The organism is Chryseobacterium lathyri (assembly GCF_019970085.1).
GTDB lineage: Bacteria > Bacteroidota > Bacteroidia > Flavobacteriales > Weeksellaceae > Chryseobacterium > Chryseobacterium lathyri.
Genome location: NZ_JAHXYG010000005.1, coordinates 316,555 through 340,701 on the forward strand (window position 1 = coordinate 316,555; position 24,147 = coordinate 340,701).

Sequence of the window (24,147 nt, forward strand, 5' to 3'; positions counted from 1 at the left end):
ACTTAAAATCATGTTACTAGCAATCCTACTTCCTTTTCTGTCTTTCATGGTCCGGGGGAAAATTCTTACCGGAATCATCTGTTTAATTTTGCAAATCACTGTCATTGGCTGGCTTCCTGCTGCCATCTGGGCTGCCTTATCCTTAAACAGTGCAAGAGCAGACCGACGCAATGAAAAACTCATTCGCACGATCAAACAAAATCAAAGATAAACGGCAGTACACCATTCATTTTTATGAAAAAACTAATTTGTACATCTTTACTCATCTTCTTTTTTAACACCTTTTTTTCTCGGGTTATTGAAACTGGAAAATACTGCACAAAAACAGAAAGATCATGTTTAACGCTGCTTCCGGACAACCGCTTTGAGCAGCTTACCAAGGCCGACATTGATCTTATCGGACTGGGCACTTACTCCATAAAAAAACAAATTCTGACCCTTAAGTATGATAAAAAACACGGACCTGATTCTGATACAAAATTACGCTTGAAGCTATAAGTTTCGAAGAATAAAAACAAAGCTGTAACGCTCTACAGAAAATAAAAATGACCGCATTGGTCATTTTTTTATTAATCACTATAAAGTATAACATAGTAATGAAAATATATTATATCTTTGCATTACAAAATAATAATTATGATTACTAAAAAATTATTTTCAGTACTAGCATTTCTTTTGCTTTTTTGCAATATCAGCGCACAAACCTATGAAAAGAAACTAGACAGTTTAATTGCTACTGAATTCAATGACCCAAACGGACCCGGAGGTGTATTTATGGTTTCTCATAAAGGAAAAACCATTTACCGTAAAGCTTTTGGAAAGGCCAATCTGGAACTGAATGTCAATATGAATCCTGAAAATGTTTTCCAGCTTGGTTCCATGACTAAGCAATTTACATCGGTAGCTATTCTTATGCTGGAACAGCAGGGAAAATTAAACGTCAATGATCCTGTTTCAAAATACATCAAGGAATATCCTTCAGGAGACAAAATCACGATCCACCATCTGCTAACCCATACTTCAGGAATCAAGGATTTTACGAAAATGAAAGCTCTGTCTACGATTGCACAGAAAGAAATGAAGCCCGCCATGATGGTAGATTTTTTCAAAAACGAACCGGTAGATTTTGCGCCCGGAGAAAAATTTGAATACAATAATTCGGGATATGTGGTGCTAGGATATATTATTGAACAGGTATCAGGCCAGACTTATGAAGATTTCATTAAAAAAAATATCTTTGAAAAAGCGGGCATGGTTCATTCTTACTATGCCACCGACCGTCAGCTTATTCCAAAAAGAGCATATGGATACCACCAAAAAGAACAGGGATTTGTCAACAGAACAGTCATCAACTTCAGTGTTCCTTTTTCATCCGGCTCTTTAATGTCAACTGTGGATGATATGCTGAAATGGCAAAAGGCTTTGAACCAAAATGTGCTTCTTAATCAAATAGAAACAAAAAAAGCCTTCCAGAAGTATAAATTAAACAACGGAGAAGAGTTCACTTACGGTTACGGATGGCATCTTAAAGACATCAATGGAAGTCCGGACAGGGAGCATGGCGGAAGTATTTTTGGGTTTAAAAGTATGGGGGTATATATTCCCAGTGAAGATATGTATGTTATTGGACTCAGTAACTGTGACTGCCACTCGCCAACGGAAATGACCAGAAATATGGCAAAAATTGCATTACAGTCAGTAAAAAAATAATTGTTTTTACAAAAGATTCTGGAAACCAGACTGTATACGAATACGCAGATCTGAAAAAGCAAATAAATTTGTATACCCAATGACGAAATAATATCTTTATGATCCAAACCATTGATATGAAAAGAATTTTACAAATCCTTTTATTTGTAGTAAGTACTTCAGCATTTTCCCAGGAACAGTTTAATATTGAATTAACGGCACCTTTATTTGAAAAAGACTCCCTGTTTTTAGCGCCACCACCCACTTCAAGAAATATCATATCACTGTATAGTCTTACTTTAAATGAGAACAACAAAAATGTAAAATCTATAGGAAATTCAAAAGGAGCACTCATTAAAATCCTGCCTCAGAATAACATCAGCGGAATTGTCCCTTGCCCTTTGCCCATGATGATAATGAGTTCTAAAGAAGATAGGAAGGGGTTCTATTTGTCCGAGCTATTTTTTATTGAAAACGGGAATTTAAAAGTTCAGGTCAGTGATAAGAATTTAACGCTGGTTCTGCCACCTGATGCAACCATCAATAATGATTATAAAAAACTGAAAAAATATCTTCAACAGGTAGACGAAAAACTCAAGCCTTTTGAGAAAAATGATCCTGCAGACCTTGAAACTAAAGAAAAACTCCTTAAAGCATACATCAGAAAAAATCCGGGATCATATCCTGCCTTCTGGGAAATCATTGATGTTTTTTCAAAATATGGCTTCCATAAAAGTTACTTAACTGATCTTCCCTTATTCTCAAAAAAAATAAAAGCTTCATCATGTTTTAAGGATTTTGAAAAAATAATGTATCTTGAAAACTCAACGAATGTAGGGGGAAATTTCCCCGAAATCGATTTCGGTTCTGAAGGCAAGATCACAAAAGAGGTATTCTCAAATTATAAAATTACCATGATCGACTATTGGTCCACGAGCTGCAAACCCTGTATTCAAGAGCTCCCTGAACTTGTTAAACTGTATGAAAAGTACAAAGATAAAGGAGTGAATTTCATCAGCGTAGCAGACGAAAAAACGCAGCAGAGAATTGATCTGGCCACTAAAATATTCCAAGAGAACAATGTCAGCTGGAAAAACTATTTTGACACTACCAAAGAATTCACCAAGAAGCTCAACGCCGGAGGCTATCCGCTTTTCATTGTAGTAGACCAAAACGGAAAGATTCTTTCAAAAGAACTGGGCGGACAGGAAACTCTGGAAACTGTAATAGAACAGCATTTAAAATAATTAGGATTTAAAAAATTTTCGTTTTCCTACGGGAAGTATATGGTCCGGAACTTTTATTATCGAAAATAAGACAATAAAAAGACAGATAATATTGACAGCCAAAGCCACCGAGAAGGCTCCATAATAATGCTGTGCAGAAGGCTTCGCTCCAAGAAAATAATAGAAAATACTTCCCACCACAATAATTCCTACAATCGCAGCGGCCTGCTGAAAAGTATTGTAAACTCCCGAGGCATTGCCGGCAAGTGTTTCCGGTAGTCCTGACAAAGCAATATTAGCCAATGAAGGAATAATAGATCCCACGCCAATTCCATGAAAGAATAGCAAAAGACAAAGCACAACAAAAGGTGTTTCCCCGTCAAATAAAAGGATTTGAAGAATAAGAACGGTCATGATTAAACCTAATCCAGTTATTAAAAACTTTTTACCATATCTTAAAATCAGTTTTGCAGAAAACAGGGAGGCCAAAATAAAACCAAAGCCCTGGAAAACAATGATTTCTCCTGCCGCTAATGATCCTATCTGCAGCCCGTCCTGAAAAAACAGCGACAGAATGTAAAAATAAGAATCCAGCATAATGAAGAAAAAAGAAACTGCCAGTATCCCCAGATTGAAATTTTTATAGTTGAATAAACCAAAATCCATAAGGTAAGGTTTTCCGTGCTTTAACCTCATCTTTTGATTTTTAATAAAATAAATTAAAATGAGTACTGAAAACAGCATCATTATTATACTTTTAAATTGAATTCCCTGATGTTCAGACATGGTAAGAGCATACGTAAAACAGAAAAGCCCTGCAGCCAATATGATTACACCAGCGAAATCAAAAGTATTTTTTTTAGCTGAGATTTTAGATTCATTTAATAATTTCTGACTGAAAAATATCGCCACGATACATACCGGAATATTGATAAGAAAAATAAGTCTCCAGGATTCCTGCATCAGGTTTATTGATGAGAAATAGCCCCCAAGAAACTGCCCCAGAACTGTTCCCGCGCCAATCGTGATTCCATACCAGCCCATCGCCTTCGTTCTTTCTTCATGTCCGGCAAACAGGATCTGTATCATCGACAGCACCTGCGGAGACATCAACGCTGCACTGACCCCCTGAATGAAACGGGAGATGACAAGAAGCACCGCACCAGACGAAATTCCACATACAACAGAGCTCAGCATAAAAAATAGCAAACCCATCATAAAGATCTTTTTCCTTCCATATAAATCCCCAAGCCTTCCTCCTGTGATCAGAAATGAAGCAAAACCGATAAGATAAGATGCAATCATCATCTGCATTTCGCCATTGGAAGCATGAAGGTCACGCTGGATAGACGGAATGGATACATTGATAATGAAAATATCCATGATAGTAAGCAACTGACCGGATAGTATTACCATCATTTTCAAATATGTAGAATTCATTTTTATATAGATATATCTATTTTTAAATATTAAAAAAAATTAAGACAACTGAGCCTTAACCATTTTTTGGATCTGATCAAAAGAATCTGCGCTTTTATTGATTGTAGAAGTTACCACAGCGCCTTCTATCAAAAGGAAAATATGTTCTGTAATCATTTCAGTGTCGATACTCTTTTTGCCTTCTGCATATTCATAGACTAAACTTCTTATCATCCCTTTCTGTTTTTCCTTGTGGTTTTGTACAAAATCAGAAACTGCTGGATTGCTCTCTCCCACTTCAGCAATAATTTTAATGAAATGACAGCCTGCAAATGTAGAAGACTGCTGAAGCTTTTTGCGGTAAGCAATCAAGGAAAATATCTTTTCTCCCGGATCGGAAATTTTAGCCGAATGCTCTTCAAACCCTTGGAACCACTCAGTCTCTTCCTTGATCAGATAAGCCTGGAGAAGATCATTTTTGGATGAGAAATGATTGTACAGGGATCCTATGGCTATATCTGCCTCAGCAATAATCTGGTTGATACCTGTTGAGTTGAATCCCTGTCTGTAAAACAGATCCGAGGCTACTCTAATGATTCTTTCCTGTACTTTTTCTTTTTTCATCCTGAAAATTTTTACAAATGTAGATAAAAAATAGATAAATCTATATATTTTTAAGAAAAGATAAGAATAGTTTATTTTAGGGAGTCAAAAAACAAACTAAAAGTATGTTGAAAGCCCTACTTCTCAATTCATCCTTACTACTGATATCCGTATCTTGAGTCATTCCAAAAAAGAGATTATGCATCCGTCCAATCCTGTTGTCTACATTAAAATTTCAGTTACCGACATGTAGTGTGCTGAGCAGTTTTATACCGCAGTTTTTAATTTCAGCTTTGAAAAAGACAATATTCACGGTTACGAAATTTCCCTGTTTCCATCCGAAGAAAAGAGCAGTGGTATTACGGAGTTCTGGCGAAAGGTGATGTGTACAAACCGACAAAAGATGGAATTATTATTTATTTTAAAACGCAGAATATCGATCGGCACCTGATCAGAGTACTTCAGAATGGTGGCAAAATACTCTATCTTAAAAAAATCAATGAAAAATATGGATTTGCTGTTGCTGAATTTGAAGATTCTGAGGGAAACAGAATTGCACTTCACGAAACTATACAAAGTGATTAATAATTTACTGCATAATATTTTTAATTTTAATCGCTACATATTTTGTATCTTTAGTTACCACTTTACAAAAAGATCATGTGGTACAAAGCAATGGCAGAAGAACTTTATTTCATCAAAACGAATCCGAGTATTGCTAAAATCAATTTGTACAATAAACTTTGCCGTGAAGAAGGAAATATCATGAAATTTCTTCAGGCTGATCCCAAAGTAAGTCTTGAAATTATCAAAAATAAAGTAAAAGACTCGGTAGAAAATCTCTCGAAAGAGGAGCTTTCAAGCATTTTTACGTGGTTCAGCAGCATTTATCCGGCTGACCGTGAAGAGGCTAAAACCCAGCTTTTCATCCATGGACTTGATCTTTTTTATGAAATTCCGAAAGAACAGAATGTAAAAACTTTCCAGGAGATGCTTTCAGCATACGAAAATTACTCTAAACAGAAACTGGATTTTATGGTAGACGCTCAACATTTCAATCAGTTCCTTCTTTACGGATTGTTTTTCACAGACATCTCCTTAAAAGAAAAAGGAAACTCTACCACTCTTTCTCATTATTTGAAAACAGATTATCCGTCTTTATATGCCCTTGCGGAAGATCATTTCCGGACTAAAGGTTCTGATGAGAATAATGATCTTGCTTTGCAGAACTACTTTGGGGAACTGTATGATCTGACTAAATTTTATAAAGGATCAATTATTCAGCTTCACACTTTATAGCGCCGTTTTTGTTATTTAGAGTACGTGCATTGAGCCTAAATGCATAAAAATTTGATTTCCTTCCCGACTACAGATTTTAACAACTGCCAAATATAAATTAGATCATTTGTTCTAATTTTGAAATATGATTTAAACTCTCTTATATTTGGACCATGAAAACCAAGGATAAAATATTGTCAAAAGCGATGGAGCTGTTCAATGAAAAAGGCTATAATAATATCACAACAAGACATATTGCAGCCGGTCTGAACATCAGTGCGGGAAATCTGCATTATCATTTTAAACATTCAGAGGATATTATCAAAATCCTTTTTTCCGAACTGGTCATTAAAATGGACATTTTATTCAATGATTTACAGACTATAGAAAATAAAACACTGGAGGATCTGTATCATTTTACTTTTTCAATGTATGAAATCTTTTATTCTTTCCGGTTTATTTTCATGAATTTCTTTGATATTTTAAATCATATTCCAGCCATACAGTCCCAGTATGAATCCATTAACATTACCAGAAAGAATGAATTTCAGATGATTTTCAAGGGTTTTCAGAAGAATAATATTTTTAGAGATGATATTCCTGACTTTATTCTGAAAAGCCTCACCACACAAATATTTATTATAGCAGATAACTGGATCATTCATAACAGCCTTGCTTTTAAGCTCAACAAAGATGAAGCAGTAAAATATTATGCATTGATACAGATGAACCTGTTTTATCCGTTGCTTGCTGAGGAACAGCAGAAGCTTTATGAAGAAAAATATATCAGTTAGATCATGATCATCAGAAAAGGAAATATCAACGACCTGACGGAGATGCTTAAGATTTTTACAGATACCATTACTGCTATCTGTAAACACGATTACAATAGCGATCAGATTAATGCATGGAAATCCGGCGCGGAAAATGAGGAAAGGTGGCTCCAGGTTATAGATCATCAATTTGTTATTGTAGCTAAAGTTAATGGTCAAATGGCAGGGTTTTGCACCCTCGATCAAGGAAATTATATTGATCTTCTTTTTGTTCACAAAGATTTTCAGCAACAGGGAGTTGCCCGGAAAATGTATACTTTTATAGAACAGGAAGCCACACTTCGGAAGGAAAAATTACTCTCTTCTGATGTAAGTAAAACAGCAAGATCTTTCTTTGAGAAAATGGGTTTTAAAGTGATCAGCGAACAGACTGTTGACATAAAAGGAATTGGTCTTACCAACTATAAAATGGAAAAAGAACTGAATTAAAAAACTGTACAATGCAGAATTTAAACCCGGAATATCATCAGTCAAAAATATCAGTTCCAAAAGAATTCGAAAACGTATTCACGCATTTTTACTACGCGAAAAACAATTCTTCACATCCTGTTACAAAAACTCTGCTCCCCTCCTACCAAACGATTATGCTGTTCTGCTTTGGAGAAAATGCTTTTATGACAACCCAAGAGCAAACCACTGTTGAAGTTAATCAGTGTATTGTTTTAGGGCCAGTACGCCAACCCATTGAATATACATTGCCGGCAGGAACTTCAATTCTTGTTGCCAATTTTAAGGATGATGCATTTTACCGGTTTTTTGGACAAGCTGTGATTTCCAGCCAGGGAATACATCCTGGTAAGCTTTTGCAGGACAATTGTTTTACGGAACTCTGGCATCAGATCTCGGTTTTACCTTCTCCGGAAGAAAAAGTCAATTATATACTAAGCTTTTGCAGACCTTACCTGCAGGATCAGGATAAAATAATCATGCTATTAAGCCATTTCGAAAACAACGGCCTGAATCCCATTAAAACCATTGCAGAACAGACCCGCCAAAGCGAAAGAAATATTCAGCTCAAACAGAAAAAGCAGTTAGGATATTCTTCCAAAGAATTAGCACGCTACACTCGTTTTCTGAAAGCTATCACGACCATTGAAAAAGAACTGGGAAACGACAAAAAAATTGAATGGTTCAGTATCATTGATGAATGCGGCTATTTCGATCAGAGTCAGCTTATCCACGATTTTAAACATTTTATAAATATTTCTCCATCCCAATATTTAAAATTTCAGAAAGACATCTGCCGCTCCGGTTCAGAATAATTCTATTTCGTTTTCTTACAATTTTTGCTGTTTTTGCTGCTCTACATTTGTCTCATAATTTAAATACTAAAAACAATGAGACATTTAATCATTTATGCCCATCCCAATGAAAAAAGCCTGAACAACCATCTGCTTCAAACTGTTATTGAAAATCTGGAGAGAGGCAATCACGAGATCGAAATAAGAGATCTGAACACAATAGGATTTAATCCAGTCTTTTCACTGGAAGATATGCAGGGCCAGATGGCAGGAAAAGTTTCGGATGATGTAAAAACAGAGCAGGATTATATTTCATGGGCAGAACAGATTACCTTTATCTATCCGATCTGGTGGACCGGAATGCCGGCTATTATGAAAGGCTATATTGATCGTGTTTTCAGTTACGGTTTCGCCTACCGATATGATCAGGGTATACAAAAGGGCCTGTTAAAAGGGAAAAAAGCAGTCATTATCAATACCCACGGAAAATCTCACGAAGAATATGAACGTATGGGCATGGACAAAGCGCTTACCCTCACTTCGGATAATGGAATTTTCCTGTACAGCGGTTTTGAAATTATTCAACACTTCTTTTTTGATAAGGCTGATAAAGCATCTCCTGGGGAAGTGGACATTTGGAAAGAACAGATCATGAACACATATTCGCAGCCGGTTTTTAACCTTTAAAATTTCTACGGATTACCTCGCTCACCGGCCTCGGAAGCTAGAGCTTTAAAAAAATTAAAATTTGATCCGTTAAAAAATTCCCACTGTCTGAGTGCGGGTAGCATATCCAACTGAAACGGTTACAGCAAATCCGCACGAGTTTTGGAGATTTTAGGATCAAATTTTAATTTTTAGCGAAAGATTCCAGCCTTGAATTTTTGGTTCATTTTGTTTCAAGATAAAAGAACTCATGAAATAATAAATCATAAAATACACATTATTTATAATGATTCTTTATTTTACTTATGAGAGATTTATGGCATGGAATTAGCTCCACGACCGATAAGTAAAATTGTTTTGAAACCTTTATTTTAGACCATTAAGATTGATAAACTGTTAAGAACAGTAAGTTTTTTTAAAATCTTAACTGATATGGAACTTTACAGCAGATCTTAATGGTTTAAATATTGGAATACTAATAAAAAGCTTTTACATTTGTATTATCGATGAAACATTTAAACAGCATATTGCGTCTCCCTTTTTTCAGTGAATATTACGCCCCGACGAACCGTTCGGGAAGACTTTCTATACCTGTAATTTAACAAGAATAATTTAATTATATATAGAGCCCGGACAGCATTGTCCGGGCTTTTTTTCATTTAAAATCAAGAAGATGATCAGCACACTAAAAGAAAACACAGCCATTATTCTTCCGGAAAACGGTCTGGAAGAGAAACTGAAACAGGCTGAACAGGAAAACAGGAAATTAATTATCAAACTGGGATTTGATCCTACCGCTCCGGACCTGCATCTGGGCCATGCTGTCGTGCTCAAAAAACTGAAACAGTTTCAGGAACTGGGACATCAGATTGTGATTGTGGTTGGAAGTTTTACAGCCAGAATTGGTGATCCGACAGGGAAAAATAAGGCAAGGAAACCGTTAAGTGTTGAAGATGTCAGTCATAATGCACAGACGTATATCACTCAGCTTTCGAAAATCATTGATGTGGAAAAAACCAAAATCGTTTTTAATTCCGACTGGCTGGATGCACTCAACTTTTCAGAAGTGATTCAGTTGATGTCAAAGGTAACAGTAGCCCAGTTGATGCACCGGAATGATTTCAATAAAAGGTTCACGGAAAATACTCCAATTGCCATGCATGAGCTTGTGTACCCTATCCTCCAGGGCTTCGATTCTGTACAGATTGAAAGTGATATTGAAATGGGCGGAACGGATCAGCTTTTTAACTGCACCATGGGAAGACAGCTCCAGGAAGTTCATCTTATGTCAGCGCAGGTTGTGATGTGTATGCCTCTTCTGAAGGGTCTTGACGGTAAAGAAAAAATGAGTAAGTCGCTGAACAATATTATTGGCCTGACTGATGAACCTAATGAAATGTTTGGAAAAACCATGTCGATCCCGGATAGCCTGATTAATGAATTCATTGATCTGGCTTCTGATTTTTCTGCTGAAGAAAAAATTGATTTGAAATTAAAATTAGAGAATGGTGAAAACCCAATGAATATTAAGAAGCTGATTGCTAAGAATATCATTACCCAATACCATGACCGTGCAGCAGCAGAGCTTGCAGAAGAATTTTTCAGCAGCCAATTTCAAAGCAAAAATGCTGAAGAAAAAGTCTATGAACCTGTTTCTCTAGCTTCACTTCGTCATAGAAAAAAGCTGATAACACTGGTAGAACTCTGCAGTCAGTTAAAAAGTGACCTCAGCAAATCGGCGGTTCGAAGAATGATCCAAAGCGGAGGCATTCAGGTTAATCATATCAAAATAACGGATCCTGATGAAGAGATTGAATTACTTTCACAGACAAAAGTAAAAATCGGAAGAAGAGATTTTTTTGAACTCGTTTGAATCTTCAGAATCGTGAGGTAATTTTCAATATATTCGTTTCATTAAATAAAAGTGATGAGCTATATTATGGTCGATATTGAATCGGATGGCCCGATTCCCGGAGATTTTTCAATGATCTGTTTCGGAGCAGTCCTTGTGAATGAGGAACTGGATACTACGTTCTACGGAAAACTGAAACCTGTTTCGGAAAAATTCAATCCGGATGCTTTGGCTGTTTCGGGCTTCAGCAGGGAAGAAACGATGCAGTTTGATGATCCAAAAGAAGTGATGCTGGAATTTGAAGAATGGATTGAGAAAAACTCCAAAGGAAGACCTATTTTCATCAGTGATAATAACGGTTTCGACTGGATGTTTATCTGCTGGTACTTTCATCATTTTACCGGGAAAAATCCTTTCGGTTATTCATCAAGAAGGCTTTCTGATCTGTATTGCGGGCTGGAAAAAGATACTTTCGCGCAATGGAAACATCTCCGTAAAACAGAACACACGCATCATCCTGTAGACGATGCAAAAGGAAATGCCGAAGTTTTGCTGTATATGAAAAAGGAAATGGGGTTAAAGATCGCGCTAAAATAAGATCACCTTATTGCTTAAAACCGGATCTCAAAAACAACTTATGAACATGATTATCACCTATAGAAAAGCCTCAGAAAACGACATTGATTATCTTCTTGATTTAAGAACAAAAACCATGAATCCGCACTATGCCGATTCCAACCTCCCAACGGATAAAGAAACAACACTTCAGAGAATTCTGTATCAATTTGAGAAAGCCCATATCATTCTTTTAAACAATGAACCTGCCGGATTACTAAAGATCAGCAAAGCTGAGGATAAAACAGAAGTTCTGCAGCTTCAGATAGACCCTAGCCAACAAGGGAAAGGACTGGGAAAAACGATTTTAACAGATATTCTGAAGGAAGCTTCCGCAGAAGAAAAAATAGTCTCATTAAGTGTATTAAAAACCAATAAGGCCCAAAACTTATATAAAAGTTTAGGCTTTAAAGTTGTGGATGAGGATGAGCATTCTTATTTTATGGAGTTTCAAGGTGGCTTTAGATTAGTTTAACCACAATAGCCTCAGAAGTTTTTAAACACTTAAGTTATTTTTTAAGCTAAATACTTGGTGGATAAGAAGTACACATAAGTTCTCAAAAATCAAAGATTTTTATACTGGATAATATGCGTAAACATCCGTGAAAATCTGTGCAATCCGTGGTTAAAAAACATCAACCACAAAAGTCACAAAAGATTTTAAACACTTAAGTTATTTTTCTAAGTTAAATACCTTGTGAATAAGAAGCACACAGAAGTTTTAAGAAAAAATCGAAGATTTTTATTCAGATAATATCCATAAACATCCGTGAAAATCTGTGCAATCCGTGGTTAAAAAAAGATTATTAACTCTAAAAAAATTATGATTGATTCGCTAAAGTAACAAAGATGAGCCTCCCTCCTTCTTCGGCAGACAAAAGTATTTTCTTTCCATCAGTAAGCTCTACCATAGATCCGGGTGGAATCTCTTTCTGTTCGGTAACATCCTTCATCGAAGTCAGACTCTGATTCACCAGCACCCATCTTCCTTCATGAAAAGTGAAATATCCGACCGGCATTTTATCCTGCATCGTAAGATTTTCATTTCTGATGACCTTTCTTGACACATGCCATTTGAATAAATACTGGTTGTTATAAACCATCAATCGGTGGTTTTCAGGTTTCCAGACCTCATCATCAAATTTAAAATACAGATCCAGTACAGGAAGCGTTCCCCGGTGTGGTGTTCCGCAGAAAGGGCATTTCGGGTTACTGGTATTATCGAAGACGTACCATTTTTCGGTACATTCCGGATTGTGGCAAGGCTGAATCAGATCGGCGGTTTTTAACAGGGCAGTTTCCCATTCATTGGCGGTGGGACGTCTGATTGGATCGTGAAGCCCGTCTATAAATGCTTTTTTAAACAGTTCGGAAAGATAAGGACCCGCAGCCGTAAAAGGAATTTTCTGAGGATCGCCCCAAAATGCATCCCATTTTCTGAGGTGGTCAGCTTTTACCTGATTGGACGGATCCTGGAAATGTTCTATGAATAAAGCTTTTTCACCCATAGAAATGATCTCATCTTTTTCGGAATCCAGATCCCAGATTTTCCCTCCTCTCAAAGGATGTCTTCTGAACAGGTACATATAAATCAGCACCGCCAGTGCATGAAGATCAGTCTTCTGATTAGGCAGATGCCTTCCGGGATCCTGCATGCTCAGATGTTTGGTCTTTAAAACTTCAGGAGCAATAAAATCTGCCGTTCCGATGACTTCCGGCGGGAAGAGCTTTGGAACAACCAATCCGTCTATATCAATAATACAGGCAGATTTCGTCACTGGATCTATCAGAATATTGTTGTAGGAAAGATCGGAATGCGCCAGTCCCATCTGATGAAGCTTTTTCACCCCTCTGCTGATATTGATGGTGATCTGAAAATAGCTCAGCCAATCTCCGAGTTCCGAATGATCCAGCCGCAGCGGATATTGCTGGTTTCTGAACATGGGAGCAGTGAACCATTTCCCAACCTTATCCTGACCCTTGATATTATCTGATCCGATGTATCCCTTCGCAAAGAAGAATTTTTTATGGTAAACAGGAACCACAATTCCTGTCAGCTTATTTTTTTCTACAATATCATACGGCCATCTGAATATTTCGTTCAGAAAATAATCCGATGAATTTCCGTTCTGTATATTTCCGAGATAAGTGGAAACAATCCTCATGATACGCTCTTTCTGTCCGGCATCCAGAGGAGTGCGGTAAAATGCCACCACATATTCCCTGTCCGGCGAAAAATAGACATCTTTCACTCCGCCCCGAATCGGACTTTCATCTACGTATTCATAAGATTTTGCTGTATCCAGGATAGAAGCAACTTTAACGGTTTTTTTCATGTTTAATAGATTATGGCCAGTGTTCTGTCATCATGATTTCCCCGGCTCCAGAAATCGGTCCAGGCAAGAAGCTGTTGATCAATATGGGTGTCGTTAATAAAATCTACTTTCGCCCGGTCATCGTTGTTGCCGGCCAGATCATTAAAGAATGCTTTCCAGCTGTCAATATCTTCAAGCTTGTTTTCTGTCATGAATTTCGGGTCGTAAATACCATCCGTCATCAGTACGAGATAGGAAAAATCATTCACACAGGTTATTCCAAATCTTGAAACCATATCATCACTGAAGATCTCTTTCATCGTGATAAAACGGGTTCCGCCGCCAAATTCTCCTACATCCATTTGATTCAGAAGCTTTACTTCAGAAAAATCAGGACTGATCAGGTTGATCGGGCAGTCTCCCACTCCAAAAGTGAGAATGACATAACCGAAATCAAACTTTTTTGTCAGTGCAAAAATCAGTGTTGTGTGGAAGTCTTTTATAGAAAATGAATGCTCTGCTGCCGTTTGATCCAAAATATCATAAACATGAAGAATACCTTTATACAAGAGCTTTAAAACATTTTCTCCGGCTTCGGACTGTATTTCTTTTGATGAATCAGAACTATTATAAACGATTTCAATATTTTGTTCGATTCTGTTTAAAATTTCTTCTGAATTGAAAAAACTGTTTACAGAAACGACTGCCAATCTTGAACCTTCTCTTGCCATAATTGCGGAGCCGGCACCATCAGCAACTGAAACAATGCTCCAACCTCCGGGAAGCTCGTTCACCGCAAAATCATCATCTCTGAATTTTCCTTCATGGGCATGTGAACGTCCTCTTTTTGAAACAATGGTGATTTTTTTATCCAGAAATTTCCCTTCGTAGGAGGTTTCATCAGGTTTATGGTAAACATCATTGGTGTCGGATGGAATATTCTTCCAAAGGTCTTTCGGATCTGCATTCACGAACAGATGTACTTTTTTGATTTCCGTACTGTCTTCATCATGGGTATGATAGAATTCAATATCCAGATCATGGACACTGTTTACATACGGAATTCCGGATATTTTGTTGTTCTCGAAGGTAAGTCCTGTCTCCCGGAGATTGGTGATATTTTTAATCTTTATATTCGGAAAGTCATCCATCTCAAAACGGTATTCATAAAACTGCTTTGAACTGGCATTTTTAAGCACCAGATGAACTTCTTTAAATTCTTCTATTTCTCTGTAAATAAGAGCTTTTTCCATGGTTTTGTGTTGGGTTTCGGCAATAGGATTTCCTTTCGTTATCCCAGCGTTCGGTTAATATCAAATCCTTCACTGGAAAATCCGTAATAATCCGAAGTTCCGCACCATGGGCATTTGTTGTACCCTTCTCCTTTCAAACAGTGAATTCCGCCACACGAACAGGTTGCCAATGCGATGGGATTGGCACAATGAGGACATGACGTTCCTCCCTGAAGTTCTTCTATGGAAATTTTAAGATTATTTTTCTGGGAAGAGGAAAGCCTGTAATAGGATTTCTCGTCAATTTTATAGGCTCCATCCAATCTGTAATATCTGGTAGACATTCCCGGTATGCTTGATTCGGCGAATGTCTTTTTAAACTTCATTAAATACAGTTTCTCCGTTTCTGAGCATTTTCCGTTTAAAACAACAAAATTATTGTCCGGAAACTTCTGCTCGAGTTCAGGGTCTACTTTTTCGAGAATAATAGAATCAATTTTGGAAAGATTAATTCCTTCTTTATTAGCTTCGGTAACACTCTGGCTGGTTGTTTTAATGGAATCTGTCACCCATTTGAAAAATTCTTTATAGGAATTTTCATCAGAATTATTGAACAGTAAAACATTGTCCGCCAAAGTCCCAAGCAGCTTATAATTGGTATTTTCGCCTATCGAAACCGCAATCGTATTGGGTTTTCCATGGTATTTATTGTTCCATCTTTCGATAGCTTTTGTAGCATCATCGGTAGGAACGCCGTCTGTAAAAAGAAAAACAATCGGTTTCCAGTCGCCTTTTCTTTCGTAAGTTGTCTTCACAATATCCCTGTCTATGCAGCCCATCACTTTAATAAGCCCCTGAGACAGCGATGTACCGCTTCCAATCGGGATTCTTGGAGGATAAAAGCTGATGATATCCTGAAGCGGCGTAATGACCTCAGCCTCTCCCGCGAAACCTATAATGGAAATATAGACCGTTTCCAACGAATACGGGTCTTTCTTTAATTCTCTGATGATATTGGCAATACCTTCCTGTACCTGCTCAATAGGTTCTCCAACCATAGATTCGGAGACATCGACTAAAAAATAAATGGGCAGTCTTCTCATGATTATAAAGACAAGTGATTTAGATAATAATATTAAGCTCGGATGGCGGCGGAGGCAACGGTGCGCTTTCTCCCGTTCCCTGCGATTTCCCTCCCATGGTGATGGATGAACTTACCCATTTGAAAAATGAGGAAAGCGTAATCGCATCGGTAGTATCCAGTTTTACCACGTGATCTGTAAGCTCCTTCAGGAACTGTTCATCTGCTTTTGGACCTGCAGCACAACCTACGATAGCCCCAAATTCAAGATCTCTGATTACAGGGATCATTTGTCTGTATTTCTGGATATCGGAAGGCTTTCCGTCAGTAAATATGAACAGCAGCGGCCGCCAGTCTTCTTTTTCATCCGAAGATCCTTTGATCAGTTCTTTTTTCACCAATTCCGCAACCATCTCCAATGCCGCACCAGTATGGGTGGGTCCACTGTCCGGACAGGTAATTTCCATAGGATAAAAACTGGCCAGATCGGTCAACGGAATGATATTTTTAACCTCACGGTCGAAAGTAATCACACTCAGATGAAGGCTGTCCATCGCCTGGGGATCTGCCCGGAGCATGCTTATCAGCCCGTTAAATCCGTTATTCAGTGCCTGGATGGGTTCTCCGTTCATAGAACCTGAAGTATCCAGTAAAAAGTATGCTAATAATCTCCTGCTCATGGTATGATGTTAATTCTGAAGCCGGCAGCGGAAGTTGAAAACTTCCCTGCCGGCTTTATGTTTGATAAAAACCTGGGACTAATTGGAATATGCGTATTGTTTAAGGATCTCAATAAAATTATCGGTCTGATGTGGCTCTCCGATAGCACGGAACTTCCAGTCACCATTGTGACGGTAGGCTTCAGCAAAAACCATCGCACATTTACCATTCATACTGGCATCCCCTGAAAGGCTGTATTTTGTAATCTCTTTACCTTTGGCATCTACGGCTCTGATAAAGGCATTCTCGATCATTCCGAAATGCTGGTTATTCTGCTTTCCCTGGTAAATGGTCACCAGGAATAATATTTTCTGATAACTCTGGTCCAATTGGTCGAGTTTGACGATGATCTGCTCATCATCACCATCTCCGGCACCAGTTCTGTTGTCTCCTGTAAGCCATATATTACCGCTTGGATGCTGCATGGAATTAAAAAAGACCACATCACCCTGATACAATGCGATCTGCCTTCCCTCGTTAGTCTGTACCGTTTTTCCAAGATTGGCTACTTTACCGTTTCCGTCTAAAAGAAAAGCAACGGCATCCAGATCATACTCCGCCTCTTTGCTGAACAGTTTTCCAAAGAAACCGCCCTGTTTCCTTACATCCCATCCTAAGCCGATCGTTACTTTTGAAAGGTCGTAAACACTTTCGCCACGGTCATTTTTTCTTAAATCAATCGTCTGACCTTTCTGTAAATTAATTGCCATAGTTATCGTTTTTGTGTATTTGAAAATATAGTTATTTTATGATCTGTCCTTTGTAGTATTTCTCAAGGAAGAAAGCAAGGTCTGCCCTGTAGCCTATTCCTGAGGCTTCGAATTTCCAGCTTCCGTTTCTTTTGTATAAACGTCCGAATTCTACTCCGGTTTCGATAGAGAAATCTTCATCCAGCTCATATTTTGCGATCTCCTGATTGGTACTGTTATCCACAATTCTGATGTATGAATTTCTTACCTGTCCGAAGTTCTGCTTTCTCCTTTCAAAGTCTTCAATAGTGACCACGAAAAGAATTTCTTCAGCTTTCGGATCTACTTTTTCAAGATCTACAATAATCGCCTCATCATCGTCACCGTCACTGTTTTTACCGCTCGGATCATCTCCTGTATGCGTCAGTGCACCATCGGGAGACTGAAGGTTATTATAAAAAACAAAACATTCCTCATTGATTAATTTTCTGTCGGAGTCAATCATGATGGCAGAAGCATCCAGATCGAAGTCGAAACCGGTCCCTTCATTCGGATCCCAGCCCAGCCCTATCGTCATTTTTGTCAGTCCTATCTCGATCTTCTGTCCTTTCTGTAAATTAATTGCCATAGTGTTTTAGATTATTAATTATTTTTTGTTTAAGATAAATGTGATTTGTGGAATGACCAAATTTATTGATAAAAAAATGAATGACATGCGGTAATGCTTCATTTTAATAGGGTTTTAACATAAAAAAAGCCCAATTATAAAATTGGACTGTATCATTAAAAGTTATTGTTGAACTTAATTTTCAAATTCTTTTTCAGAAACTGCTTTTTCTCTTGCTTTAGCTAACATCGGAATAGAAATAAGTCCCATCACCAACATAATGGTGATCTGCAACGGAAGTGAAATAAATGAATAGGTCAGTCCCATTTCACCTCCTAATTCCGCGCTTTTCCCCATTGAGATAAATAAAGCCATAAATCCATACTTCATAGCCAGATTAAATGCACCAATCCCTCCGCTTGCAGGAACGATCATTCCTAAAGTACCAACAACGATAATAAAAAAGCCATCGGCAATAGTAAAATTAGAGGTTTCAGGAAGTGCAAAACACACAAGATAAGCTGCAAAATAGTAGCAAACCCATATTCCTATAGTATAAAGGATGAATTTCCCTTTTTCTTTTAATTTAAATACAGAAGTTAAGCCTTGAAGAATTCCTTTTCCAAAATTGATTACTTTTTCTTTCTTGTATTTATAAAAAACTATTAAGCCTAATATTAGTAATACACCTATTGAAATTTTTAAATAAAAATAAAATGAATCAAAATCATTAACTCCAATTTTCATTAATAATCTTTCAACAAAATTAGGTTCAAATTTAGTTTTTTTAGCTTTTTGCTCTGTAACAAATTTATAAAATGAAATTATTGCATCAAACTTAAATATTATCGTCAATCCCAGAAATCCCAGCATACAGATAAGATCCACTACTCTTTCCAGGATAATTGTTCCGAAAGATTTGTCAACAGGAACTTTTTCCACACCATATAAAGCTGTAGCCCTTGCTACTTCACCACTTCTCGGAATGGTAAGATTCATCAGGTATCCGAAAGATATGGACCAAAGTGAATTTGAGTTAGATATTTTATGTCCCATCGGTTCCAGCATCAGATTCCAGCGCACAGCCCTGAACCAGTAAGCCAGTATACCGAAAACAGAAGCAAACAGTACCCACAGGTAGTTAGCTTTCGCTAAAGATGCCTTAATAACCTTAAAATCAAGACCTTTTAAAGCAAGCCATAAAAAAAAGCCTGCAAAAGCAAGCGATATTACTATTGTTAGTATTGATTTTAAAGGATTCTTTGATTTTTTCTCCATAGACTAGGTTAGAAGATTTGTTTTTTCATCCGGGAAAACAATTTTTGGCTGGAATACTTTCGCTTCCTCGGGTGTCATCTGTGCATAAGCAATAATGATAATAATATCATCTCTCTGTACTTTTCTTGCAGCAGGCCCATTTAAGCATACTTCTCCGGATTTCCTTTTCCCTTTGATAACATAGGTATCAAAACGTTCTCCATTATTCACATTGACGATATAGACTCTTTCTCCTACTACCAGACCGGCAGCTTCTATAAGATCTTCGTCGATCGTTATACTCCCAATATAATTAAGGTCTGAGGCCGTAACCCGTACCCTATGGATCTTAGACTTGAAAACTTCTATTAACATTCTGCAAATTTATTAATAAAAATTAATAAATCGGTCTTTTGAAATCATTTTAAAACTCCCATAAACCCAGCCATTTAATTTTGTACTACACAAGCTTTCAGGCTATTATTTATAAAATCAACAAACATATCGATAAAAATATTAATTCTTTATACATAATTTAGGATTTAATAAATACAGGAAATAATATTAATTTTTTGCTAAAGTCAATACTCATAAGCATTTGGCATGATTTTAGTGAGCGGTAACGTAGATTTTACGTGGAAAGTGAAATTATCATATTTTAACTGTTTTCATCAAAAAGCAAAAAAATTTTATAACTTTTAATAAAATAATTGCACAATTAGAAAATAGTATTATATTTGCTATAATTACGAACTAACTTAATATTAAAAATTATGAACAAGTCTGAATTAATCGACGCAATCGCAAAAGATGCAGGAATCACTAAAGTTGCAGCTAAAGCTGCTTTAGAATCATTCATTGGTAACGTAACTACTACTCTAAAGAAAAAAGACGGAAAAGTTTCTTTAGTAGGATTCGGTACTTTCTCAGTAGCTGAGAGAGCTGCTAGACAAGGGATCAACCCTGCAACTAAAAAACCAATCAAAATTGCTGCTAAAAAAGTTGCTAAATTCAAAGCAGGAGCTGATTTATCTAATGCAGTTTCTGGTGCTAAGAAAAAATAATCATTCAGATTAAAAATTCAAAGGCCGTTTCTAAGGAAATGGTCTTTTTTTATGGATATAAATGGCTTCGGGACCTCCGTCATCCAGAAATATTGAAGCAAAAAAGAAGTGATTCTGATCTTTAAGTTTTGGCTAAAGCCGTTTCACTGTTTATAAATTGAAAGCGGGCTAAAGCCCGCTCCTATTGAATTTTAAATGATATTTTTCAAGATTAAAGAGATCAGGAATATTCTTTGAATAAAGACTACCAAATTCTGATAAATCTATCAAAACTCCCATCCTCCGGCATCCACCCTTTAACTTCTAATTTCTAGCTTCTAATTCCTATGGTGCCAATCTAGAAATTTTCCAGTCCAGGTCTTCAAGCCGATAAACAATCCTGTCATGAAGGCGGTTGGGTCTTCCTTGCCAGAATTCAATCTCATAGGGTTTTGCAATATATCCGCCCCAGTTAGCAGGTCTTGGGACCTCACTGGTTTCATATTCTTTTTCCAATTCTTTTAACTTTTCTTCCAGAAACTCCCTGTTCGGAATTGCCTGACTTTGGGGGGAAACGACCGCTCCAAGCTGACTTCCTTTAGGCCTTGAATGGAAATATCCGTCACTCAGGTTTTCTGCAATTCTTTCAAGATCTGCTTTAATAATGATCTGCCTTTCGAGATTTGGCCAGAAAAAACTAAGACAGGCCTTATGGTTGTTTTCTATTGCTTTTCCTTTTCTACTGGTATAGTTGGTATAGAAAATAAATCCTTCATAAGTATATTCCTTAAGCAGCACCATTCTGGTCCTCGGACATCCATCTTCTTCTAAAGTAGAAACAGCCATGGCATTGGCTTCTGAGACCGCCGGACTATTGCTGGCCTCGAGAAACCAGTCTCTAAACTGTTCAATGGGATTTTGTTTTATCTCACTTTCAATAAGTTGGGATTTCTCATACACTTTTCTCTTGTCGTGCAGGTTTTCCATAAATATTTTTTATTAAATTTGAGTATGAATTACTCATACAAAGGTAAAATATTAATTTCCACACCTGACATTTCCGGCGATATTTTTTCGAGATCGGTGGTGTTGATCGTTGAGCATAACGAAAGCGGGGCATTTGGTTTGATATTGAACAAAAAAAACAGCCAGATGAGTAGTAAGTTCAAAAACTTTTTTGATTTCAAAATAGAGGTTTATGATGGTGGTCCTGTGGAAAACGACAAGGTCTTTTTTATCGTTAAAGAAAAAAAGGTTACCGAGGTCTATTCTGAGATCAGTAAGGGATTTTATATTACGGAAGACATTGAAAGCATTATCAGTGCTGTTCTTAATAAAGAACTCAGCATCAATGATGTGAAAATTTTCTCAGGATACTCAGGATGGTCTGCCGGACAGCTGGATGATGAGATACAGAGGAAGATGTGGACTGTAGTAGATATTTATAATTTAGACTATACACTTCCTAATGATCAGACCCTCTGGAAGTCGATTATGCAGAACCTCGGCGGGGAATATCTGCTATGGGCAAATTCCCCTGAAGACATTTCTCTTAACTAGCTGAATTCCTATCTGATACACTTTAAAAACATTAACAAATTTTAAGATTATGTTAACCAATTTTAAAGAAAGAATTCACGTTATTTGAAAAACCAAAACCACTGACATGAAAGGAATCAAATTACTTGCTTTATCAGTCTTTTCTGCTTCATTTTTATCATTTACTCCTATCAATAAAAAGTATATTGTCATTGATGCCGGACATGGCGGAAATGATATGGGGTCAGTATTCGATAAATTCTCTGAAAAAGAGATTACAATAAATATTGCCAGAGAGATCCAGAAACTGAGTGAAAATCATGATCAGTATGAAGTGGTATTGACGCGGGATTCTGACACATCTCCAACCCTTCAGGATAGAACAGCCATAATCAACAAGCTGAATCCTGAAATTGTTATTTCTCTTCATATGAATAGCAGCCCTCACAAGGAAACTCCAAAACAAGGGACTGAAGTGTATATTCAGAATACTGACGGCTCAAAAAAACTTGCAGAAAAAATTTCAAAGAAATTTAATGTCGCTAAAATCGAGGAACGTAATCTCCACATGCTGAGAGAAACAAAAGCTCCTGCAGTATTGGTAGAACTTGGCTTTATTAATAATACTAAAGACAGGGAATATGTTACCAGCGAAAACGGACAAAAAGAAATCGCTCAAAAATTCACAGAGATCATCCGTGAATACTAAATAAGAAACAATTTCTGATTATTCAGAATAAAACCCGGTAAAGGACTTGGGTACTTTGTTGTTTACCGGGTTTGTCAATTTTAAAAACTATTCTTCCAGCTTTCCACCATTTCTATAAAACGGGAACTTTCAAAAGTCTTATTTCTTATTTTACCTACACAAAATATGCCTTTCTCATCAGAGATCATTAAAATCTCTTCTGCCTTTTGTGATTCAAAAGCTATTATCTCATGTTCCTGAACATCGGCAAGGTTATTTTTATGTAAGAAAGTCACGAAATTCTCCATCAAAGGAGAGATGTATGCCCCTTCGGACTGCTTGGGAACTTTTATGACATTTCCTTCTAAAAATAATAAATTTCCGGAAGTTGTACGCGCAATCCTTTTGTTCGGATTAAGCAGAATGACATCATCCAAATCATTTTCTTCCGCATAAATGCCTCCGTAAATATTTTCCGGACAATGAACCCTGATATTGCTTAACAAATTATTGTTTACATTGATTTCCTTGATAAGATCCATTTCCAGTGCTCTCTGGTGAACCGCAAGTACATCGTCCGATTCCGTTACTTCATAAAAATATGATACGGAAGATTTTGAAACGGTCACCGCATCATTATTTCTGAAAACCTGAAAATTGATTATTCCATTTTTTATTCCTCTGCCATCAATAACATCTTTATGAAAAAGGGTCTGAAAAAATTCCAGGGTATAGGTAAGCGGAATATTCATTCTCATTTTTCTCATGGAGGCCATTAAGAAGAAATAACATTCCTCATCCATAATCAATTCTCCGTTTCTCACGAAGAAAGAAACCTTCACTGCGTCGCCCAAAAGGAACGCTCTGTTCTTTACATTTAATCCGTCTGATGTAAAATATTGATTTTCCAATTTTTGAAGTGATTTATTTATAAAAAAATAATGAACGATAAATCGTTCATCAGTTTTACCATTCAATAGTGTACGGCTTATGCCGCACCTAATTTTATTCTAAGGTTTTCTATAAGGTTTTCCCAATACAGTGCATTTTCTTCTTCACCACCTTCTTCACAGAAATCTGTAATATTTAAAGCCAAATCTTCTGTAATATCATCTATTGTGATCGTCATTTCAAAGAAATTTTTAGTTCCCTCATCTTCTTCCCATCTGAAACGAACGAAACCTTCAGGCTTATATCTAATCAAAGTGGCCTTTTCAGCAGGTCCTCCTCCCCAGCTAAAAAAGAAATCATCGCCTTTCTCTGTTACCTCATCCGCAAACCATTCAGATAATCCCTCTGCCGTCGCCAGATATTCGTATAAAATCTCTGATAAACAATGCATTGGAAATTCGTAATGGACTTTATGTTTAGCCATATAATCTTTGTTTTTATCGTCCCGCAATATATAAATTAATTTTTTTATTACACTAAAAAGCGGTTATTTTTTTAAAGAATCTTCATGATATTTATCACAGCTTTTAAATATTTTATGAATATAATTTTCAGTCCGAAAACTGCCATGTAATACATAAAAAAACTCTCCAAAATGGAGAG

29 protein-coding genes are annotated in these 24,147 nt (G+C 36.9%); 16 read left to right on the plus strand and 13 right to left on the minus strand.

The genetic code is table 11. From position 1 onward, the window contains the following. The first annotated feature begins 10 nt into the window (after positions 1-10). The 4 genes from LC418_RS17430 (at position 11) to LC418_RS17445 (ending at position 2,936) form a co-directional block, all read left to right on the plus strand. Positions 11-211 carry a YqaE/Pmp3 family membrane protein gene (locus LC418_RS17430; RefSeq protein WP_202974502.1) on the plus strand — a complete coding sequence of 67 codons (201 nt, stop codon included), beginning with the start codon at positions 11-13 and terminating at the stop codon, positions 209-211. A gap of 23 nt (positions 212-234) precedes the next feature. Then, positions 235-498: a hypothetical protein gene (locus tag LC418_RS17435; protein ID WP_223560070.1), complete on the plus strand. Its 264-nt coding sequence runs from the start codon at positions 235-237 to the stop codon at positions 496-498. A 138-nt stretch (positions 499-636) separates the two neighbouring features. Continuing rightward, complete coding sequence (locus tag LC418_RS17440; RefSeq protein WP_223560071.1) at positions 637-1,710, plus strand: serine hydrolase domain-containing protein; 1,074 nt, start codon at positions 637-639, stop codon at positions 1,708-1,710. A gap of 116 nt (positions 1,711-1,826) precedes the next feature. Then, complete coding sequence (locus tag LC418_RS17445; protein WP_223560072.1) at positions 1,827-2,936, plus strand: TlpA family protein disulfide reductase; 1,110 nt, start codon at positions 1,827-1,829, stop codon at positions 2,934-2,936. Here LC418_RS17445 and LC418_RS17450 read toward each other — a convergent pair whose 3' ends face one another. Together LC418_RS17450 and LC418_RS17455 are read right to left on the minus strand one after the other, a co-directional pair. Further along, on the minus strand, positions 2,937-4,355 hold the full coding sequence (locus LC418_RS17450) for an MFS transporter (RefSeq protein ID WP_223560073.1): 1,419 nt from the start codon (positions 4,353-4,355) through the stop codon (positions 2,937-2,939). It abuts the gene before it with no gap. Positions 4,356-4,394: 39 nt separating this feature from the next. Then, positions 4,395-4,958: a TetR/AcrR family transcriptional regulator gene (locus tag LC418_RS17455; RefSeq protein WP_223560074.1), complete on the minus strand. Its 564-nt coding sequence runs from the start codon at positions 4,956-4,958 to the stop codon at positions 4,395-4,397. Positions 4,959-5,321: 363 nt separating this feature from the next. On the opposite strand from LC418_RS17455, the gene LC418_RS17460 reads away from it, so the two are divergent. The 9 genes from LC418_RS17460 (at position 5,322) to LC418_RS17500 (ending at position 11,897) form a co-directional block, all read left to right on the plus strand. Then, positions 5,322-5,522 carry a VOC family protein gene (locus LC418_RS17460; protein ID WP_223560075.1) on the plus strand — a complete coding sequence of 67 codons (201 nt, stop codon included), beginning with the start codon at positions 5,322-5,324 and terminating at the stop codon, positions 5,520-5,522. A 75-nt stretch (positions 5,523-5,597) separates the two neighbouring features. Then, complete coding sequence (locus LC418_RS17465; protein ID WP_223560076.1) at positions 5,598-6,236, plus strand: hypothetical protein; 639 nt, start codon at positions 5,598-5,600, stop codon at positions 6,234-6,236. Positions 6,237-6,388: 152 nt separating this feature from the next. Next, on the plus strand, positions 6,389-7,009 hold the full coding sequence (locus LC418_RS17470) for a TetR/AcrR family transcriptional regulator (RefSeq protein WP_223560077.1): 621 nt from the start codon (positions 6,389-6,391) through the stop codon (positions 7,007-7,009). A 3-nt stretch (positions 7,010-7,012) separates the two neighbouring features. Continuing rightward, positions 7,013-7,477, plus strand: coding sequence for a GNAT family N-acetyltransferase (locus LC418_RS17475; RefSeq protein WP_223560078.1), 465 nt, complete (start codon positions 7,013-7,015; stop codon positions 7,475-7,477). An 11-nt stretch (positions 7,478-7,488) separates the two neighbouring features. Then, on the plus strand, positions 7,489-8,310 hold the full coding sequence (locus LC418_RS17480; RefSeq protein WP_223560079.1) for a helix-turn-helix domain-containing protein: 822 nt from the start codon (positions 7,489-7,491) through the stop codon (positions 8,308-8,310). A 75-nt stretch (positions 8,311-8,385) separates the two neighbouring features. After that, complete coding sequence (locus LC418_RS17485) at positions 8,386-8,976, plus strand: NAD(P)H-dependent oxidoreductase (RefSeq protein WP_223560080.1); 591 nt, start codon at positions 8,386-8,388, stop codon at positions 8,974-8,976. 652 nt (positions 8,977-9,628) lie between these two features. Beyond that, positions 9,629-10,828: a tyrosine--tRNA ligase gene (tyrS, locus tag LC418_RS17490; RefSeq protein ID WP_223560081.1), complete on the plus strand. Its 1,200-nt coding sequence runs from the start codon at positions 9,629-9,631 to the stop codon at positions 10,826-10,828. A 54-nt stretch (positions 10,829-10,882) separates the two neighbouring features. Continuing rightward, positions 10,883-11,404, plus strand: a complete 522-nt coding sequence (locus LC418_RS17495) for a 3'-5' exonuclease (RefSeq protein ID WP_111956404.1) — start codon at positions 10,883-10,885, stop codon at positions 11,402-11,404. Positions 11,405-11,444: 40 nt separating this feature from the next. Next, a complete protein-coding gene (locus LC418_RS17500; RefSeq protein ID WP_223560082.1) occupies positions 11,445-11,897 on the plus strand; it encodes a GNAT family N-acetyltransferase in 453 nt (150 codons plus the stop codon). A gap of 346 nt (positions 11,898-12,243) precedes the next feature. On the opposite strand, the gene LC418_RS17505 is transcribed toward LC418_RS17500, so the two are convergent. From LC418_RS17505 to panD, 8 genes are all read right to left on the minus strand, one after another. After that, a complete protein-coding gene (locus LC418_RS17505; protein WP_111956402.1) occupies positions 12,244-13,758 on the minus strand; it encodes a helix-hairpin-helix domain-containing protein in 1,515 nt (504 codons plus the stop codon). A 2-nt stretch (positions 13,759-13,760) separates the two neighbouring features. Beyond that, complete coding sequence (locus tag LC418_RS17510) at positions 13,761-14,990, minus strand: PP2C family serine/threonine-protein phosphatase (RefSeq protein ID WP_223560083.1); 1,230 nt, start codon at positions 14,988-14,990, stop codon at positions 13,761-13,763. 38 nt (positions 14,991-15,028) lie between these two features. Continuing rightward, positions 15,029-16,072: a TerY-C metal binding domain-containing protein gene (locus tag LC418_RS17515; RefSeq protein ID WP_223560084.1), complete on the minus strand. Its 1,044-nt coding sequence runs from the start codon at positions 16,070-16,072 to the stop codon at positions 15,029-15,031. Between the two features lie 19 nt (positions 16,073-16,091). Further along, positions 16,092-16,730: a vWA domain-containing protein gene (locus LC418_RS17520; protein WP_223560085.1), complete on the minus strand. Its 639-nt coding sequence runs from the start codon at positions 16,728-16,730 to the stop codon at positions 16,092-16,094. A 78-nt stretch (positions 16,731-16,808) separates the two neighbouring features. Next, positions 16,809-17,480, minus strand: coding sequence for a TerD family protein (locus tag LC418_RS17525; RefSeq protein WP_111956394.1), 672 nt, complete (start codon positions 17,478-17,480; stop codon positions 16,809-16,811). Positions 17,481-17,511: 31 nt separating this feature from the next. Beyond that, positions 17,512-18,087 (minus strand): TerD family protein, encoded by a 576-nt coding sequence (locus LC418_RS17530; protein WP_111956392.1) that lies wholly within the window; start codon positions 18,085-18,087, stop codon positions 17,512-17,514. A 174-nt stretch (positions 18,088-18,261) separates the two neighbouring features. Then, positions 18,262-19,344, minus strand: a complete 1,083-nt coding sequence (locus LC418_RS17535) for a lysylphosphatidylglycerol synthase transmembrane domain-containing protein (RefSeq protein ID WP_223560086.1) — start codon at positions 19,342-19,344, stop codon at positions 18,262-18,264. 3 nt (positions 19,345-19,347) lie between these two features. Continuing rightward, positions 19,348-19,698 carry an aspartate 1-decarboxylase gene (panD, locus tag LC418_RS17540; protein ID WP_034706528.1) on the minus strand — a complete coding sequence of 117 codons (351 nt, stop codon included), beginning with the start codon at positions 19,696-19,698 and terminating at the stop codon, positions 19,348-19,350. A 398-nt stretch (positions 19,699-20,096) separates the two neighbouring features. Between panD and LC418_RS17545 the strand changes: the two genes are divergently transcribed. Then, the gene (locus LC418_RS17545) at positions 20,097-20,387 is read left to right on the plus strand and encodes an HU family DNA-binding protein (RefSeq protein ID WP_002976900.1); all 291 of its coding nucleotides are present in this window, start codon (positions 20,097-20,099) and stop codon (positions 20,385-20,387) included. A 324-nt stretch (positions 20,388-20,711) separates the two neighbouring features. Here the strand turns inward: LC418_RS17545 and pdxH are convergent, their stop codons facing one another. After that, positions 20,712-21,353, minus strand: a complete 642-nt coding sequence (gene pdxH / locus LC418_RS17550) for a pyridoxamine 5'-phosphate oxidase (RefSeq protein ID WP_223560087.1) — start codon at positions 21,351-21,353, stop codon at positions 20,712-20,714. 24 nt (positions 21,354-21,377) lie between these two features. On the opposite strand from pdxH, the gene LC418_RS17555 reads away from it, so the two are divergent. After that, entirely contained in the window at positions 21,378-21,926 is a 549-nt protein-coding gene (locus tag LC418_RS17555) for a YqgE/AlgH family protein (RefSeq protein ID WP_111956384.1), read from the plus strand. 106 nt (positions 21,927-22,032) lie between these two features. Further along, positions 22,033-22,614: an N-acetylmuramoyl-L-alanine amidase family protein gene (locus LC418_RS17560; RefSeq protein WP_223560088.1), complete on the plus strand. Its 582-nt coding sequence runs from the start codon at positions 22,033-22,035 to the stop codon at positions 22,612-22,614. A gap of 80 nt (positions 22,615-22,694) precedes the next feature. Here LC418_RS17560 and LC418_RS17565 read toward each other — a convergent pair whose 3' ends face one another. After that, positions 22,695-23,504, minus strand: a complete 810-nt coding sequence (locus tag LC418_RS17565) for an aminotransferase class IV (protein WP_111956380.1) — start codon at positions 23,502-23,504, stop codon at positions 22,695-22,697. A gap of 77 nt (positions 23,505-23,581) precedes the next feature. Continuing rightward, positions 23,582-23,968, minus strand: coding sequence for an START-like domain-containing protein (locus LC418_RS17570; protein ID WP_111956890.1), 387 nt, complete (start codon positions 23,966-23,968; stop codon positions 23,582-23,584). Positions 23,969-24,147: the final 179 nt, after the last annotated feature.